The sequence below is a fragment of the Halomonas sp. A11-A genome (assembly GCF_003182195.1).
In the GTDB taxonomy this organism is placed as follows: domain Bacteria; phylum Pseudomonadota; class Gammaproteobacteria; order Pseudomonadales; family Halomonadaceae; genus Halomonas; species Halomonas alkalicola.
The window spans coordinates 216,353-232,983 of sequence record NZ_QGTM01000001.1; the positions used below are offsets into that span (position 1 = coordinate 216,353).

Annotated in this window: 15 protein-coding genes; 7 read left to right on the forward strand and 8 right to left on the reverse strand. The window is 70.3% G+C overall.

Annotation, left to right across the window (positions count from 1 at the left end; all coding sequences use genetic code 11):
• Positions 1–6 precede the first annotated feature (6 nt).
• From lptB to DER72_RS01070, 6 genes are all read left to right on the forward strand, one after another.
• The gene (gene lptB / locus DER72_RS01045) at positions 7–732 is read left to right on the forward strand and encodes an LPS export ABC transporter ATP-binding protein (RefSeq protein ID WP_110068150.1); all 726 of its coding nucleotides are present in this window, start codon (positions 7–9) and stop codon (positions 730–732) included.
• A 154-nt stretch (positions 733–886) separates the two neighbouring features.
• A complete protein-coding gene (locus DER72_RS01050) occupies positions 887–2,299 on the forward strand; it encodes an RNA polymerase factor sigma-54 (RefSeq protein ID WP_110068151.1) in 1,413 nt (470 codons plus the stop codon).
• 175 nt (positions 2,300–2,474) lie between these two features.
• Entirely contained in the window at positions 2,475–2,783 is a 309-nt protein-coding gene (gene hpf / locus DER72_RS01055) for a ribosome hibernation-promoting factor, HPF/YfiA family (RefSeq protein ID WP_110068152.1), read from the forward strand.
• A 7-nt stretch (positions 2,784–2,790) separates the two neighbouring features.
• Positions 2,791–3,255, forward strand: a complete 465-nt coding sequence (gene ptsN, locus DER72_RS01060; protein WP_110068153.1) for a PTS IIA-like nitrogen regulatory protein PtsN — start codon at positions 2,791–2,793, stop codon at positions 3,253–3,255.
• 45 nt (positions 3,256–3,300) lie between these two features.
• The gene (rapZ, locus tag DER72_RS01065; protein ID WP_110068154.1) at positions 3,301–4,221 is read left to right on the forward strand and encodes an RNase adapter RapZ; all 921 of its coding nucleotides are present in this window, start codon (positions 3,301–3,303) and stop codon (positions 4,219–4,221) included.
• A gap of 2 nt (positions 4,222–4,223) precedes the next feature.
• Positions 4,224–4,493, forward strand: coding sequence for an HPr family phosphocarrier protein (locus tag DER72_RS01070; RefSeq protein ID WP_110068155.1), 270 nt, complete (start codon positions 4,224–4,226; stop codon positions 4,491–4,493).
• A gap of 3 nt (positions 4,494–4,496) precedes the next feature.
• On the opposite strand, the gene pmbA is transcribed toward DER72_RS01070, so the two are convergent.
• Entirely contained in the window at positions 4,497–5,837 is a 1,341-nt protein-coding gene (gene pmbA, locus DER72_RS01075) for a metalloprotease PmbA (RefSeq protein WP_110068156.1), read from the reverse strand.
• 114 nt (positions 5,838–5,951) lie between these two features.
• On the opposite strand from pmbA, the gene yjgA reads away from it, so the two are divergent.
• Positions 5,952–6,491 carry a ribosome biogenesis factor YjgA gene (gene yjgA, locus DER72_RS01080; RefSeq protein ID WP_110068157.1) on the forward strand — a complete coding sequence of 180 codons (540 nt, stop codon included), beginning with the start codon at positions 5,952–5,954 and terminating at the stop codon, positions 6,489–6,491.
• Between the two features lie 183 nt (positions 6,492–6,674).
• Here the strand turns inward: yjgA and tldD are convergent, their stop codons facing one another.
• The 7 genes from tldD to DER72_RS01115 form a co-directional block, all read right to left on the reverse strand.
• Positions 6,675–8,129 carry a metalloprotease TldD gene (gene tldD / locus DER72_RS01085; protein ID WP_110068158.1) on the reverse strand — a complete coding sequence of 485 codons (1,455 nt, stop codon included), beginning with the start codon at positions 8,127–8,129 and terminating at the stop codon, positions 6,675–6,677.
• A complete protein-coding gene (locus tag DER72_RS01090) occupies positions 8,126–11,959 on the reverse strand; it encodes a YhdP family protein (protein ID WP_110068159.1) in 3,834 nt (1,277 codons plus the stop codon). The genes tldD and DER72_RS01090 overlap by 4 nt, the downstream gene beginning before the upstream one ends.
• A gap of 4 nt (positions 11,960–11,963) precedes the next feature.
• A complete protein-coding gene (gene rng / locus DER72_RS01095; protein ID WP_110068160.1) occupies positions 11,964–13,427 on the reverse strand; it encodes a ribonuclease G in 1,464 nt (487 codons plus the stop codon).
• Between the two features lie 80 nt (positions 13,428–13,507).
• Entirely contained in the window at positions 13,508–14,125 is a 618-nt protein-coding gene (locus tag DER72_RS01100; protein ID WP_110068161.1) for a nucleoside triphosphate pyrophosphatase, read from the reverse strand.
• A gap of 13 nt (positions 14,126–14,138) precedes the next feature.
• Positions 14,139–14,633 (reverse strand): rod shape-determining protein MreD, encoded by a 495-nt coding sequence (mreD, locus tag DER72_RS01105; RefSeq protein ID WP_110068162.1) that lies wholly within the window; start codon positions 14,631–14,633, stop codon positions 14,139–14,141.
• Complete coding sequence (gene mreC / locus DER72_RS01110) at positions 14,633–15,481, reverse strand: rod shape-determining protein MreC (protein WP_375153250.1); 849 nt, start codon at positions 15,479–15,481, stop codon at positions 14,633–14,635. The genes mreD and mreC overlap by 1 nt, the downstream gene beginning before the upstream one ends.
• Before the next feature lie 104 nt (positions 15,482–15,585).
• A complete protein-coding gene (locus DER72_RS01115) occupies positions 15,586–16,623 on the reverse strand; it encodes a rod shape-determining protein (protein ID WP_102588540.1) in 1,038 nt (345 codons plus the stop codon).
• Positions 16,624–16,631: the final 8 nt, after the last annotated feature.

Genomic DNA, 16,631 nt, shown 5'->3' on the forward strand with positions numbered 1-16,631 from the left:
CCGCCCATGAAGACCCTCCATGCCCGCCACCTGGCCAAGAGCTACAAGCGTCGCCGCGTGGTCCAGGACATCAGCCTGGCCATCCGCCAGGGCAGCATCGTCGGCCTGCTCGGCCCCAACGGCGCCGGCAAGACCACCTCCTTCTACATGATCGTGGGGCTGGTGCGCGCCGACGCCGGCGAGGTGGCCATCGACGACCTGGACCTGTCCCAGGCCGCCATGCACCAGCGCGCCCGGGCCGGCATCGGCTACCTGCCCCAGGAGGCGTCGATCTTCCGCAAGCTGTCGGTGGCCGACAACATCATGGCGATCCTCGAGACCCGCAAGGATCTCGACCGTGAGGGGCGCCGCGCCCGCCTCGAGCAGCTGCTCGAGGAGTTTCACGTGACCCATATCCGCGACAACCTCGGCATGAGCCTCTCCGGCGGCGAGCGACGGCGTGTGGAGATCGCCCGTGCCCTGGCCACAGAGCCCGCCTTCATCCTGCTCGACGAGCCCTTCGCCGGCGTCGACCCCATTTCGGTGGGCGAGATCAAGGGGGTCATCCGCCAGCTCAAGGCCCGCGGCATCGGCGTGCTGATCACCGACCACAACGTGCGCGAGACTCTGGATATCTGCGACACCGCCTACATCGTCGGTGACGGCAAGATCATCGCCGAGGGCAACGCCGAGGCGATCCTCGCCAACCAGCGGGTGCGCGAGGTCTACCTGGGCGAGGACTTCCGGCTCTGACCACAATCCCCTGATATGCCTGTCGTTATTAGATGACGGCATACCGATTGCGGGTGGCACAGAAGTTGCTTAACAAGCGCTTGCATGCCCGCGTCGCCCGCGCTAGGGTGAGGCCTTCCGGCCACTTCCCGGCACAAGAGGGCAGACGATCACGATGGCCATGAAAGCCTCCCTTCAGCTCCGCGTCGGCACGCAGCTGACCATGACGCCCCAGTTGCAGCAGGCGATTGCCCTGCTGCAGCTCTCCACCCTCGACCTGCGCCAGGAGATCCAGCAGGCGCTGGAGTCCAACCCCATGCTGGAGCTAGACGAGGGCTTCGGCGAGCAGTCGGTGAGCGAGCCTCCCGAGGACGACTGGGCCAGCGAAATTCCCGACGAACTCAGCACCGACAGCGACTGGTCGGACACCTACCAGGATCTGTCGATGCCGGCCGGCAGCGAGGGCCCCGACTTCGAACGCGAGGCCAGCGCCCAGAGCCTGCAGGGACACTTGGCCTGGCAGCTGGCGATGACCGACCTCGACCCCCGCGAGAAGCAGATCGCCGAGAGTCTGATCGATGCCGTGGACAGTGCGGGCTACCTGGCGCAACCCCTCGACGAGATCCGCGACGGCCTCAAGTCCCAGGGGCTCGGCGGCCTGCGCAGCGCCGAGGTGGAGCAGGTGCTGCTGCGCCTGCAACAGTTCGAACCCACCGGCGTCTTCGCCCGGGACCTGCGCGAGTGCCTAATGCTGCAACTCGCCGCCCTGCCCGACGACACCCCGTTGCTGCCCCAGGCGCGCCGCCTGGTGCGCCAGTTCCTCGAGGCCCTGGCCGGCGACGACCGTCGCCTGCTCAAGCGCCGCCTCGGCCTCGACGACGACGCCCTGGAAACGGCCATCGCCCTGGTCCGCTCCCTGGACCCGCGCCCCGGAAGCGCTTACTCCAGCCTCGAGAACGACTACGTGATCCCCGACCTGGTGGCACGCCAGGACAGCCGCGGCTGGCACGTGGAGCTCAACCAGGAGGCGCTGCCCCGGCTGCGCATCCAGCCCGACTACGCGGCGCTGATCCGCCGCGCCGACAAGAGCCAGGACAACCAGTTCCTCAAGGACCACCTGCAGGAGGCGCGCTGGCTGATGAAGAGCCTCTCCAGCCGCAATGACACCCTGCTGCGGGTGGGCCGCGAGATCATGGCCCGCCAGCTCGACTTCCTGGAGCAGGGCGAGGAGGCGATGAAGCCGCTGATCCTGGCCGACATCGCCCAGGCCGTGGAGATGCACGAATCGACCATCTCCCGGGTCACCACCCAGAAATACATCCACACTCCCCGGGGGGTGTTCGAGCTGAAGTTCTTCTTCTCCAGCCAGGTGGGCGGCAACGGCGAGGGCGACGCCCACTCCAGCACCGCCATCCGCGCACGGATCCGCAAGCTGATCCAGGAGGAGCCGCCGCGCAAGCCGCTCTCCGACAGCAAGCTGGTGACCCTGCTCGAGGAGGCCGGCATCCAGGTGGCCAGGCGGACGGTCGCCAAGTACCGCGAAGCCATGGGCATCCCCTCCTCCAGCGAGCGCAAGCGGCTGCGCTGAACCCCACTCCCCAGCATGCCCCATCCGCACGATCCGGGCAGCGTCTCCCGGGCACGAGCGAAGGTCGCGATGACCTGCATCACCGCGGCGCGCGGCGTCTCCGTCACGGGGGGTATGCAAGGCAGGAAAAAGGGTTACAATCGAATCACCACTAACGACGAGCAAGGAGCGTGTCATGCAAGTCAATATCACCGGCCATCATGTGGAACTGACCGATGCCCTGCGTGGCTATGTGAACGAGAAACTGGCTCGCGTGGAGCGCCATTACGACAACATCACCAACGTGCAGGTGACCCTGTCCGTGGAGAAGGAGCGCCAGCACGCCGCCTGCACCCTGCATGTCGCCGGCGCCGACCTGCATGCCGAAGCCCAGGACACTGACATGTACGCCGCCATCGACGCTCTGGCCGACAAGCTGGATCGCCAGCTGGTCAAGCACAAGGAGAAGGCCCAGGCCCGCGCCCAGGGCGCCGGCGCTCGTTGAGCCCATCATGACACTGGAAGCCATCCTGCCCCCGGAGCGCACCCTGTTCGGCGTGCCCGGGGGCAGCAAGAAACGGGTGCTGGAGTTCTTCAGCACCTTCATCGCCCAGAATACGCCGAGCCTCGACAGCCAGGAGGTGTTCAGCCGGCTGATCGGACGCGAACGCCTGGGCAGCACCGGCATCGGCAACGGGGTGGCCATCCCTCACGCCAGAAGCCCCCACTGCAAGGCCCCCATCGCCGGCTTCCTGAAGCTGGCTGAGCCGGTGGACTTCGATGCCATCGACGGCGAACCCGTCGATCTGGTGTTCGTGCTGCTGGTCCCCGAGGAGGCCGATGAGGCTCACCTGGCGCTGCTGGCCCAGGTGGCCGGGGTGATGAACGACGCCGACACTCGCAGCGGGCTGCGCCGCAGTGAAAGCCAGCGTGAACTGCACGAACGGCTCGTTGAGGCGATTCGACGGCAGGGGTAGCGCTCACGGGCCGACCAGCCAGATTGACGACCAGGAGATCCCCCCATGCAGCTCGTGATCATCAGCGGCCGCTCCGGCTCGGGCAAATCGATCGCGCTGCAGGCCCTGGAGGATCTCGGCTACTACGCCATCGACAACCTCCCGGCCATGCTGCTCGGCTCGCTGGTCGATGAGCTGGGCAGTTCGGAGTCGCCGCGCTCCTCCATCGCCGTCAGCATCGACGCCCGCAACCTGCCCCAGGCCCTGCAGAGCTTTCCCGGCCAGCTGCAGGCGCTCCAGGCCCGGGGCATCGCCTGCCAGGTGATCTACCTCACCGCCGATGCGCGCATCCTGCTCGAACGCTACTCTGCCACCCGGCGTCGCCATCCGCTGACCCGGGACAGCCAGATGACCCTGGCCGAGGCGATCGATTCCGAGGAGCTGGCCCTCGCCGAGATCCGCGACCTGGCCGACCTGGTCATCGATACCTCACGGCTATCGGTCCACGAACTGAGGCGCCGTATCGCCGACCAGGTGGCACTCCACCAGCCCGACCAGCTCACCCTCACCTTCGAGTCCTTCGGCTTCAAGCGCGGCGTGCCGCTGGACGCCGACCTGGTGTTCGATGCGCGCTGCCTGCCCAACCCCTACTGGGACCCGCAGCTGCGCGCCAGCACCGGCCGCGACGCGCCGGTCATCGAGTTCCTCGAGACCTACCCCCTGGTGGAGGCGATGCGCGCCGATATCCAGGCCTGGGTGGAGCGCTGGCTGCCCGCCTACCTGGCCAGCCACCGCAGCTACCTCACGGTGGCCATCGGCTGCACCGGCGGCCAGCACCGCTCGGTCTACCTGGCGGAGCGCCTGGCCGCGAGCCTCGCCGCCTCCCACCCCCTGGTCCGGCTCCGCCATCGCGAGCTGGGCATCCATGACACCCTGCTCCCGTTGCCGGATCCGGCGACCGACGTCACACCTCATCAAGGAAGTTGAGCGTGCCGCAACGCAAGCTGACCCTGAGCAACAAGCGCGGCCTGCATGCGCGCGCCGCCACCAAGCTGGTGCAGTGCTGCCAGCCCTTCGCCGCCTCCATCAGCGTGGCCAACGGGCCCATGCGCGGCGACGCCGCCAACATCATGTCGCTGCTGATGCTCGCCGCTCCTTGCGGCACCGAGCTCACGGTGACCGCCGAGGGCGAGGACGCCGAGGCGGCCCTCGACGCCATCGAGGCGCTGTTCGAGGCCCGCTTCGACGAGGATGAGTGACCCTCAACTACCCGCCACGGTCATCTCGTCGATCAGCCAGCTGCCGGTGTGGATGCTGCCGCGGGTATCGGTGTCGCTGCCGATGCCGGCCAGCCCCTTGAACATCGCCTCCAGATTGCCGGCGATGGTGAACTCCTCCACCGGGTGCCGGATCTGGCCATTCTCCACCCAGAAGCCCGCCGCCCCCCGGGAGTAGTCCCCGGTCACGGCGTTGACCCCCTGCCCCATCAGCTCGGTGACCAGCACCCCGCGCCCCATGCGCGAGAGCAGCTCCTCGCGCGAGGCCAGCGGCGCCTCGATGCGCAGGTTGCGCGCGCCCCCGGCGTTGCCGGTGGTCTGCATCCCCAGCCGCCGGGCGCTGTAGGCGGAGAGCATGTAGCTGGCCAGGCGCCCCTGCTCGATGAAGACGTTGTCGCGGGTCTGCACGCCGTCGCCGTCGAAGGGCGAACTGGCCATGGCGCCCATTTCCATGGGGCGCTCCTGAAGGCTGAACCACTCCGGGAAGAGCGCATCGCCGAGGCGGTCGCAGAGGAAGGAGGCCTGGCGATAGAGGGCCCCGCCGGCGATGGCCCCCATCAGCGAGCCGACCAGGCCCGACGCCAGGGTGGGATCGAACAGCACCGGCATTCGCCCCGTCGCCGGGCGACCGGCGCCCAGGCGACGCAGGGTGCGCTCGGCGGCGCTCTCGCCCACCCGCTCGGGTGCCAGCAGGTCGCGGGGATGGCGGGCGCTGGTGTAGTCGTAGTCGCGCTGCATGCCGCTCTCGTCCTGGGCGATCAGCATGCAGGAGAGCGAGTGGCGGCTGCCGCGCTGGCTGCCCAGAAAGCCGTGGCTGTTGGCATAGACCCGCACGCCCTCGCCGCTGGAGAGCGAGGCGCCGTCGGAGCTCATGATGCCCGGGCGGCGACGGCCGGCGGACTCGCAGGCCAGTGCCAGCTCGATGGCCTCCTCGGTGGAGAGTGCCCAGGGGTGGTGGACGTCGAGGTCGGGCAGCTCACGCGCCATCAGCTCGGCATCGGCCAGCCCCGATGCGGGGTCCTCGCCGGTGTGGCGAGCGATGGCCAGGGCCTTCTCCACCACCGCACGGATCGACGCCTCCCCGGCGTCGGTGGAGGAGGCACTGCCCTTGCGCTTGCCCACGTAGACCGTCACCGCGATGCCCTGATCGCGGGAGAGCTCCACCGTCTCCACCTCGCCCTCACGCACGCTTACGCCGACGCCCTGGTCGACGCTGGCGCCCACCTCGCAGGCGTCGGCGCCGAGCCGACGGGCCAGCTCCAGGGCCATCTGGGCGCGGGTCTCCAGCAGGGCCTGCTGGGCGGCGGCATCGAATGCCTGTGTCATGGGTCTCTCCTCGTCTGCCGGCCCTGCGGGCCAACTCTTCGTGATGTTGCGCTCAAGCCCGCCGCCGCGGGCTGGTATACTGTGGCTATTCTCAAGCCCAACCATGGATGCGGCATGTCCCAGGATTCCCCCCTCGAACTGCTCGACCAGCTGATCCAGCAGCAGCCCGACGAAGACGAACGCCCCAGCAAGTCCCAGCTCAAGCGGGAGATGCATGCCCTGCAGGCGCTGGGCGAGGCGATCATCGCCATGACCCCCGCCGAGCGCGCCCGCTTCCCCCTCTCCGACGACATGCTGGCCGCCGTGGAGGAGACCTCGCGCGTGCGCTCCCACGAGGGGCGCCGGCGCCACATGCAGTACGTGGGCAAGGTCATGCGCCGCGAGAACCTCGAGGCGATCAAGGCCGTCTACGACGAGATCGAGCAGGAGAAGCTGCGCCGCGACCACGCCTTCCATCGGCTGGAGGCCTGGCGGGACCGCCTGCTCGACGAGGGCGACGCCGCCGTCGAGGCCTTCATCACCGACTTCCCCGAGGTCGATCGCCAGGCGCTGCGTCAGCTGATCCGCAACGCCCAGCGCGAGCGCGAGAGGGGCAAGCCCCCCGCCAGCGCCCGCAAGCTCTTCAAGCTGATCCGCGATACCGCGGGGCTGTAGCACCCTCTCGCGGAACGTCGCCGAGCGATGGCCAGGGCTAGACCCGCTCCCTGCGGGCCTACGCATTTCCCACATCCCTGTGGGTCACCGGCGGCGTTCGGCGAGCCAGCGGAGTTTAGGGACCCTAAATGAGCATGGCGAGCCGAGCGCCAACGCCGTATGGGCGAGCGCAGGCACGTTCCCTCAGGACGCCGTGCCGCCCACCGTCAGCTCGTCCAACTTCAGGGTGGGCTGGCCCACTCCGACGGGCACCCCCTGGCCCTCCTTGCCGCACACGCCGATGCCGGTATCCAGCTCCATGTCGTGGCCGATCATCGAGACCCGCCCCATGGCTTCGGGGCCGTTGCCGATCAGGGTCGCACCCTTCACCGGCGCGGTGATCCTGCCGTCCTCCACCAGGTAGGCTTCGCTTGCCGAGAAGACGAACTTGCCCGAGGTGATGTCCACCTGGCCGCCGCCGAAGCTCACCGCATAGAGGCCACGCTTGACGCTCTTGAGGATATCCGCGGGGTCGTCCTGGCCGGCCAGCATGACGGTGTTGGTCATGCGCGGCATCGGCAGGTGGGCAAAGGACTCCCGCCGGGCGTTGCCGGTGGGCGCCATGCCCATCAGCCGGGCGTTGAGCTTGTCCTGCATGTAGCCGGTGAGGATGCCGTCCTCGATCAGCGTCGTGCACTGCCCCGGCGTGCCCTCGTCGTCGATGGTCATGGAGCCGCGGCGGTCGACCAGGGTGGCGTCGTCGACCACGGTCACCCCCCGGGCCGCGACCCGCTGGCCCATCCGCCCGGCGAAGGCGGAGCTGCCCTTGCGGTTGAAGTCGCCCTCCAGGCCGTGGCCCACCGCCTCATGGAGCAGGATGCCGGGCCAGCCCGGCCCCAGCACCACCGGCAGCTGGCCGGCCGGGGCATCGATGGCCTCCAGGTTGACCAGCGCCTGGCGAACCGCCTCCCGGGCGAAGCGCTCGGCCACCCCCTCGTCGCGCAGCCGGGCCATGGGGTAGCGGCCGCCGCCCCCGGCACTACCGCGCTCGCGGCGGCCGTTGCGCACCACGATCACGCTGACGTTGAAGCGCACCAGGGGGCGGATGTCCGCCGCCAAGGTGCCGTCGCTGGCGCGCACCAGCACCACCTCATGGACACCGGTGAGGGAGGCGTTGACCTGGCTCACCGCCGGGTCGGCGGCACGGGCCACTCGGTCGGCCTCCTTGAGCAGGGCGATCTTCTCCTCGGCGGACAGGCCGGTGAGGGGGTCGACCCCGCCATAGCGGGCCTCGCCCTGCACCACCACCCGCGGCGGCAGCGACAGGCGCGCACCGCTGCGCACGATGCCGGAGGCGGTGCGGCCGGTCTCGGCCAGGGCGTCGGCGGTGATCTGGTTGGAGTAGGCGAAGCCGGTCTTCTCGCCGGAGAGGGAGCGCACGCCGACGCCGCCGTCGATGTTGTAACTCGCCTCCTTGACCTCGCCCTCCTCCAGCACCCAGCCCTCGTGCCAGCTGCGCTGGAAGTAGAGGTCGGCGTAGTCGATGCCGGGGCCCAGGGCATGGCCGAGGCCGAGGTCCAGGTCATCGAGGGTCAGCCCCCCGGGGGTGAGCAGGATGGCTTCGGCTTCGTCGAGCAGGGAACGTCGGGATGCAGTCATTCGGCACTTTCCACTGAGATCTCGGGCGCGGTCCAGGGACCCCGCACACGATAATGAATTCGGGTCACGCGGTCGAGGGCGTCACCGAAGAGGCGGTCGGCGATGAACAGGGCTCCGCCGACCATCGGGGCGCCAGCGATCACCGCTGCCAGCGGCAGATTGCGGCTGACCGGCACTGTGACGCTCAGCCGCTGGTCGAGTTCCTGCCGCACCAGGTCGACGCGACCGTCCAGAGTGAAGCGGGTGGCCGGCCCCTCGATCTCCACCGGCCCGCGCGTCTCCAGGATGCCACCATACAGGGTCGCGGCGCCGGTGACACGATCGAAGGCGGTGCCCTGGCCGGTGACGTCGGAGAAGTCCAGGCGCAGCCGGCGCACCAGGTTGTCGACATTGAGCAGCCCCACCAGGCGGGCGGACGCCGAGGCGACATTGACGAAGCGGCCGTCGCGCAGCTCTGCCTCCACGCTGCCCCGGGAGCGCTCCAGGGCAAACTGCCAAGGCGCCCCCGGCCAGGCCAGCTGGCTGGCGACGCGGGTCTCGGCGCTGCGGATCACCGCGGTCTGGCCAAGCCGCTCCATGGCCGTGCCCAGGTCGCGGCCGTCCAGGTCGAGCCGCGCCCGGGTCAGGGTGTCGGCGGCCCCGGCGGCCTCCCAGACCAGCTCGCCCCGGGCGCTGATCTCGCCCAGAGTCAGCCCCAGCGGCGCGATGGTGAGACGCTCCGGGGTGGCCTGCCAGCGCGCCGTGAAGGGCCCCAGGCGCTGGCCGCCGCGCTCGATGTCCGCGATGCGCAGGCGGCCGTCGGGCAGCCCTCTCACCCAGCCGGGGAAGGGCGCGGGCTCGGGTGGGGTGGCGATCTCATCGAACAGCGACCCCATGGCCTCGGGCCCTGGGGCCAGGCCATCCAGGGAGAGGCGCATCAGGCTGATGTCAAGCGGCTGGGGGAGGTTCGGCCGGTAGTCGAGCTGGCCGGCCAGCAGGCTGCCGGCCAGCGCCAGGCTCCAGCCACCCCCCGCCTGGGACCGGCCCTCGGCCGCCAGCGAACCGATGCAACGGCTCTCGCTCTCCAGGCAGTCGGTGGCCAGGCGCATCTCTCGCAGGGCCGTGCCCCCCTCACCGCCCGCCAGGCCACCGAGCCCGCCCAGCGCCTCGACCCAGCGCGCCGGGTCCAGGCGCGGCTGATAGGCATCGACCCACCACCCCTCCCCCTCGGGCCAGCCTGCGGTCGGCACCCTGCCCACCCAGACCTGTCCCTGGCCCGGCCCGTCTCCGGGCAGGGCGCGCCAGCGCAGCGCCAGCTCGTCGCCCAGGCGCCCCTCGAGGCGCCTCTCGGTCAGATCCATGTCGAGCCGCAGCGGGCGCCGCTCGGCGGCACTCTTGCCCAGCGGGGCGGGCAGCGAGGTGGCCAGCCCCTCCAGGCCGCTGTCGAGGCCGAGATGGACGCGGTTCTCGCTGATGGCCAGCCGCCCCTGCCAGGCGAAACGCCCGCTCGCCAGGTCGGCGCTGTCGGCCAGTCCGGCCCAGCGCGCCAGGGCCGCGGCCTCGGCGCTGCCGGCGAGGCCCAGGCCGCCCCCCAGGGTATCGACATCGGCGCTCACCGGCCCGCCCAGCAGCCGCCCCTCGATGCGCCCCACAAGGCCCCCCTCCTCGCCCCGCTGACGCCAGCTCAGAGGACCCGAGAGATCGCTGAACCTAAGCTCCAGCGGACGGTATTCCAGCCGTGGGAAGGCGACCTCGGTCTCGATATCGAGCTCGAGCCCGCCAGGCTCGTCGGACTGACCCAGCGGCAGCGCCAGCTGCAGGCGCCCCTCCGCCTCCCCCTCGGCCTGCCAGTCGGCGACGGCCTCGATGCCCTCCACCGGCATGGCCAGCAGGTAGCGACGCAGCGCGTCCGCCGAGGCGGCGAGCTCCCCCTTCACCTCGAGGCGCTCATCGACCAGGCGCACCTGGCCGTTGCGGGCCGCCACCCCCAGGCTCTCGGCCCGGTCGAGGCTCGCCGCCAGGATGGTGTCCTGCAGGGAGAGCCGGCCCTCGACGTCGGTGAGGGGCGGCCAGGCCGGATCGAAGGCGAGACGCCCCTGCTCGATGGCGAGTTCCAGGCCGAAGCTCGGGTCGATGCGCTCCGCACCGCCGGCCAGGGGGAGATGCAGGCGCAGCGAGCCCTCGGGCACCCGGCCGGCCACGCCGTCCAGCCAGGTCCGCAGCTCTTCCCCGAGGATGCCCAACGGCAGCCACTCCGACAGCGGCGTCTCCACGGCGTCCACCTCCCGGAACCCCAGCGAGAGGCCGAAGCCGCCCCGCTGCCCGCCACCCACGGCGAGGCCGAAGCCACCCTCCACCTCGGCGCCGTTCCAGCCCACCCGCAGCTCGCGGCCGCTGACCAGGCTGCGCGGGCCGTCATAGGTCCACAGCACTTCGCCGGCGGCATGGTCCAGCTCCATCGGTCCCTGGAACAGCGTGGGGAAGTGCAGGCTGGCCCCCGGCTCTCCCGCGAAGCGCACCCGCCCGGTCAGGTCGCGGGCCTCGACCCACATGTCCACGGGGCCACCGCCGGGCGCCTGCTCCCAGGGCGAGACCTCCACCCCGCTGAGGGCGGCGCGGGCTAGCCACTGGCCCTCGCGATGGCCGAGGCGGAAGCCGTTGACCTGACCGCGGGGGTCCAGGGTATCCACCACCCGGGCCAGGGCCTCCGGCAGCGGTACCCGGTGACGCCAGGCGGCCAGCGACCCCAGATCGAAGCCGCTGGTATCCAGCCACCAGCCGTCGGCATCGCCGGCGAGCTGCCAGCGGTGCGGCAGCGCCGGCCCCCAGGGCGCCTCCAGGTCATCGGGCTCCGCCGACTCGGAGCTCTCCGCATCGCCCTCGAACCAGGCCTCCCAGCGACCGTCGCGGCGCAGCCACTGGCCGCGCCCCTCCACATCGGTGAGCTCGATGGCGTGACGCTCACCGCTCTCATCGGCGTGGCTCACCGCCAGCCGCGAGATCCCCAGGTCCAGACGCGCATCGGCCAGCTGGCCGCGGTGCCAGCGGCCCCACAACCGCGCCAGGCCGCTGGACTCATCGAGGCGCAGGGGCTCGTTGCGGCTCAGCACCTCCACCAGGCTGATCAGGCTGTCGAGCCGCATGTCGGCCTGCAGGGCGGCGCTGAAGTCGCGAAAGCCCCCAGGGCCGGGGAACACCTCCAGGGCGGCCTGCATGGCGGCGTCGGGATCCCCCTCGAGACGCACCTCGCCCTCGAGGTGAGCGCGTCGGTCATCGCCGGTCATCAACAGCCGCGGCGCCTCGAGCACCACGCGCCGCTCGCGTCCGTGCAGCACCAGGCGCAGGTCCTCGACCCAGGCGCGCTGGCGCAGCAGCACCCCGACCCAGAAGTCGAGGCGCTCAAGGTCGAGCTCGCCGCGGGGCTGGAGTTCGGGGGGCAGTTCGGCGGGGTCGGGCCAGTGCCAGCCGCCCTCGAGGGTCTGGTAGAGGTGCAGGGTCACCCCGGAGAGCCTGGCATCCTCCACCACTGGCACCCCGGCGCGCAGGGAAGCCAGGCTATCCAGGCGCAGCCGGCCGCTCTCCACCTCCAGCAGCGGCACCGCCCGCTCATGGGTGCGGATGCTCAGGGCGTCGAGGGAGAGCGAGGGGTCGAGGCCCGCCAGGCGGGTCTCCAGCTCGGCGATGCGCACCTCGGCCCCGAAGCGCGCCGAGAGCAGCGCCTCGAGGTTCGGGGTGAGCCCGTCGGCCAGCGACAGCGCCAGGCGCAGCGCCAGCAGCAGCAGGGCCAGCGACGCCAGCAGCAGCGCCACCAGGGTAAGGCTCCAGCGCGTCACCAGGCGAATCGGAGACATGGGCTCACATCAGCACGATGTCGTACTGCTCCTGGGAGTAGTGGGTCTCCACCTGGAAGCGGATCGGCTTGCCGATGAATTCCTCCAGGTCGGCCACCGCGGCGGACTCCTCGTCGAGCAGGCGGTCCACCACCGCCTGGGCCGCCAGCACCATGTAGGTCTCGGCGCTGTAGGCGCGCTCTTCGCGGAGGATCTCGCGGAAGATCTCGTAGCAGACCGTTTCCGGGGTCTTGAGGGTGCCGCGCCCCCCGCAGGTGGAACAGGCCTCGCAAAGGGTCTGTTCCAGGCTCTCGCGGGTGCGCTTGCGGGTCAGCTGGACGAGGCCCAGCTCGGTGACGCCGGTGCACTTGGTCTTGGCGTGGTCGCGCTCCAGCGACTTCTCGAGCATGCGCAGCACCTGGCGCTGGTGCTCCGGATCCTCCATGTCGATGAAGTCGATGATGATGATGCCGCCGAGGTTGCGCAGGCGCAGCTGGCGGGCGATGGCGGTGGCCGCCTCGAGGTTGGTCTTGAAGATGGTCTCCTCGAGGTTGCGGTGCCCCACGTAGCCGCCGGTGTTGACATCGATGGTGGTCATCGCCTCGGTGGGGTCGATCACCAGATACCCCCCGGACTTGAGCTGCACCTTGCGGCCCAAGGCCTTCTGGATCTCGTCCTCGACGCTGAACAGGTCAAAGATCGGCCGCTCGCCGGCATAGTGCTCGATGCGCTCCACGGCGTCGGGCATGAACTCCTCGGCGAACTCGATCAGCCTGACGTAGTTCTCTCGGGAGTCGATGCGCACCTTCTCGATGTCGTCGCGCATCACGTCGCGCAGGATGCGCATGAACAGGGGCAGGTCGTCATAGATGACGCTGGGCGCGCCGGCGGTCACCTTGCGCTCGCTCACCTTGCGCCACAGCCGCAGCAGGAAGTGCATGTCGGTGGCGAGCTCCTCCAGCCCCACCCCCTCGGCGGCGGTGCGCACGATAAAACCGCCGGTCACCTCCAGGCTCTGCTGGCCCTGGGCCTCCTCGATCAGGTCGCGCAGCCGCTCCCGCTCGCGCTCGTCCTCGATGCGCTGGGAGACCCCGTGATGGGGGGCGTCGGGCATATAGACCAGGTAGCGGGATGGCACTGACAGGTGGGTGGTGAGCCGAGCCCCCTTGGAGCCGATGGGGTCCTTGGTGACCTGCACCACCAGCGCCTGCCCCTCGTGGAGCAGCTGGCCGATGGAGAGCTGCTCCTCGGCCGGGGTGCCGGGGGGCATCACCTCATGGGCGTGGATGAAGGCGGCGCGGTCGAGGCCGATATCGACGAACGCCGCCTGCATGCCGGGCAGCACCCGGACCACCTTGCCCTTGTAGATATTGCCGACGATACCGCGCCGGCGGCTGCGCTCGATGAAGGCTTCCTGCAGCACGCCGTTCTCCACCACGGCGACGCGGGTCTCCATCGGCGTCAGATTGATCAGTACTTCGCCGCTCATGCGGAAGTCCTTATCCAGAATGCTTTGCGTCCATTATGACATAGTGTCATACGCCCAAGGCGTTGATGACCGGCAAGGGGTCAACCGAAGGTCCCGCCCCACAGCGCCACCCCCTGGCGGCGCAGCAGCTCGGCGGTCTCGTAAAGCGGCAGCCCCACCACCGCCGAGTGGCTGCCCTCGATGCGCTCGACGAAGACCGCCGCCAGCCCCTGGATGGCGTAGCCGCCGGCCTTGTCGGCGGGCTCGCCACTGGCCCAGTAGGCGGCGATCTCCGCCTCGCCGATCGCGCGCATGGTGACCCGGGTGGCGACACAGGCCTCGAGCACGCCGGCGGGCCCGCTTACCGCCACCGCGGTGAGCACCTCGTGGGTCCGGCCGGCGAGGCGACGCAGCATGCCGGCGGCATGCTCGGGTCCCTCCGGCTTGCCGAGGATCTCGCCATCGCAGACCACGGCGGTATCGGAGCCCAGGGTCGGCAGCGTCGTGAGCCGGGCCCCGGCCAGGGCCTTCTCCCGAGCCAGCCGGGTCACGTAGTCGGCCGCTCCCTCGCCGGGGCGCGGGGTCTCGTCGATATCCACCGGCCGCACCGCCACCGACACGCCGATGGAGGCGAGCAGCTCGCGGCGCCTCGGCGAGGCGCTGGCCAGGCAGAGCCTGGGGCGGACGGTGTCGGAGAGGAGCTGACGGGGATCGGACATGCGGGGCTCCGGATCAGTCGCGGGCCAGGCGCCGGCCCAGGGCCTCGAAGAGGGTGGCGAGCCAGGGCCACAGCACGGCGCCGATCAGCGAGGGCAGCAGGAAGGCCAGATGGATGGAGAAGGGGCCGAGCAGGGTGCGCAGCCACTGCTCGGCCAGCTGCACGGTGCCCAGCAGCACGAAGATCAGCACCGCCTGCTGGACCAGGGAGTAGGCCCGGAAGCGCGGATAGACCAGCGCGCAGAGGAAGGCCAGCAGCGACAGGATCAGGGCGTTCTGCCCGAGGGTGGCCCCCTCGATCAGGTCGAGCAGGATACCGAGCGCAAAGCCGTGGAAGACGCCCACCCGGCTCGGCGTTTTCATGCACCAGTAGATCAGCATCAGGCCCAGCCAGTCGGGACGCCAGATCTGCCAGCCGTCCGCCAGCGGCATCACCTGCAGGCAGAGCGCCAGCAGCAGCGAGAGCCAGATCCACGGCAGGGCCAGATGGGCGGAAGAGGGAGTGGCCATCAGCGTGCCTCCTGGTCGGCGTCGAGGCCGATCACCGCCCGCGCGGCCTCCATCGCCTCGGCGGAGAGCTCGAGTTCCCAGACCTCGTCGTCGACCCCCGGGGCGGGCGTCGGAAAGAGCAGCAGGAAGTGGCGGGAGCGCTGCAGCTGGGCCACCGGCGTGGCGGTGACCCGAGCGAAGGGCTGCCCCGGATCATGGACCACCTCGGCCACCCTGGCCACCGGGTAGCCCGGCGGGAAGCGCCCCGCCAGCCCCGAGGTGACCAGCAGGTCGTCCTCGCGGATATCGGCGGTGTCGGGGACGTGCAGCACGTTAAGGCGGTCGTAGTGCCCGCCACCCTGGAGGATGAAGCGCAGCCCGTTGCGGTTCACCTGCACCGGCAGCGCATGGCTGGCATCGGCCACCATCAGCACCCGGCTGGAGTAGGCGGAGACCGCCGTCACCTGCCCCACCAGGCCAGAGGCATCCATCACCGGCTGGCCCACGTAGACGCCGTTGCGCCGCCCCCGATCGATCACCATCTGGTGGGCGAAGGGGTCCGGGTCCAGGGAGAGCAGCTCGGCGGTGATGAAGGGCATGTCGTGCCGCTGAGCCGCGGAAAGCAGCTCGCGCAGGCGCACGTTCTCGGCGGTGAGGCTGGCCATGTGCTGCACGCGGTGGGAGAGAGTCAGGATCTGCTCGCGCAGCCGCCGGTTCTCCTCCAGCAGAGCGCGCTGGTCGGAGAGCGCCAGCGACCCCCAGGTGAGGATGCCACTGGGCAGGCTCACCGCCCACTGGACGGGGGCCACCAGGGTGGAGAGCTGGGCGCGCACCTCTTCCATGCGCGTGAGGCGGGTATCGGCGAACATCAGCGCCGACGCCACCAGCACGCACAGGAGGAAGCGGTAGCCGGGCAGCGATCCGTCGGAGAACAGCGGCTTGATAGGCGTTTTCCCCTAAAGTCAGCCCCGGGTCAGTCGCTGGAGAGCAGCTCGAAGGTGTGCTGGTCGATCATCTCCAGGGCCTTGCCGCCGCCGCGGGCCACGCAGGTCAGCGGATCCTCGGCGACGATCACCGGCAGGCCGGTCTCCTCGGCGATCAGCTTGTCCAGGTCGCGCAGCAGCGCCCCGCCACCGGTCAGCACCAGGCCGCGCTCGGCGATGTCCGAGGCGAGCTCCGGCGGAGACTGCTCAAGGGCGTTCTTCACCGCGGTGACGATGGAGGCCAGGGTCTCCTGCAGGGCATCGAGGATCTCGTGGGAGTTGAGCGTGAAGCTGCGCGGAATCCCCTCTGCCAGGTTGCGACCGCGCACGTCGATCTCGCGCAGCTCGCCGCCGGGATAGGCACAGCCGATCTCCTCCTTGATGCGCTCGGCGGTGGCCTCGCCGATCAGGCTGCCGTAGTGGCGGCGCACGTAGGCGATGATCGCCTCGTCGAAGCGGTCGCCGCCGACGCGGATCGACTCGGAGTAGACGATGCCGTTGAGGGAGATGATGGCGATCTCGCTGGTGCCGCCGCCGATGTCCACCACCATGGAGCCCTGGGCCTCCTCCACCGGCAGGCCGGCGCCGATGGCCGCGGCCATGGGCTCCTCGATCAGGAACACCTCGCGGGCGCCGGCACCCTCGGCGGACTCCTTGATGGCGCGCCGCTCCACTTGGGTCGACATACAGGGCACACACACCAGCACCCGGGGGCTCGGGGTGAGGAAGGTGCTCTGGTGGACCTTGCGGATGAAGTGCTGGAGCATCTGCTCGGTGACGGTGAAGTCGGCGATGACCCCGTCCTTCATCGGACGGATGGCGGTGATGTTGCCGGGGGTGCGGCCCAGCATGCGCTTGGCGTCGGAGCCCACGGCCGCCACGCTGCGCATGTTGCCGGACTGGCGGATGGCCACGACCGATGGCTCGTCGAGCACGATACCGCGGCCGCGGACGTAGATCAGCGTATTGGCCGTGCCCAGATCGATCGACAGATCGCTGGAGAACAGCCCCCTCAAGCGTTTGAACATGGAAGTCG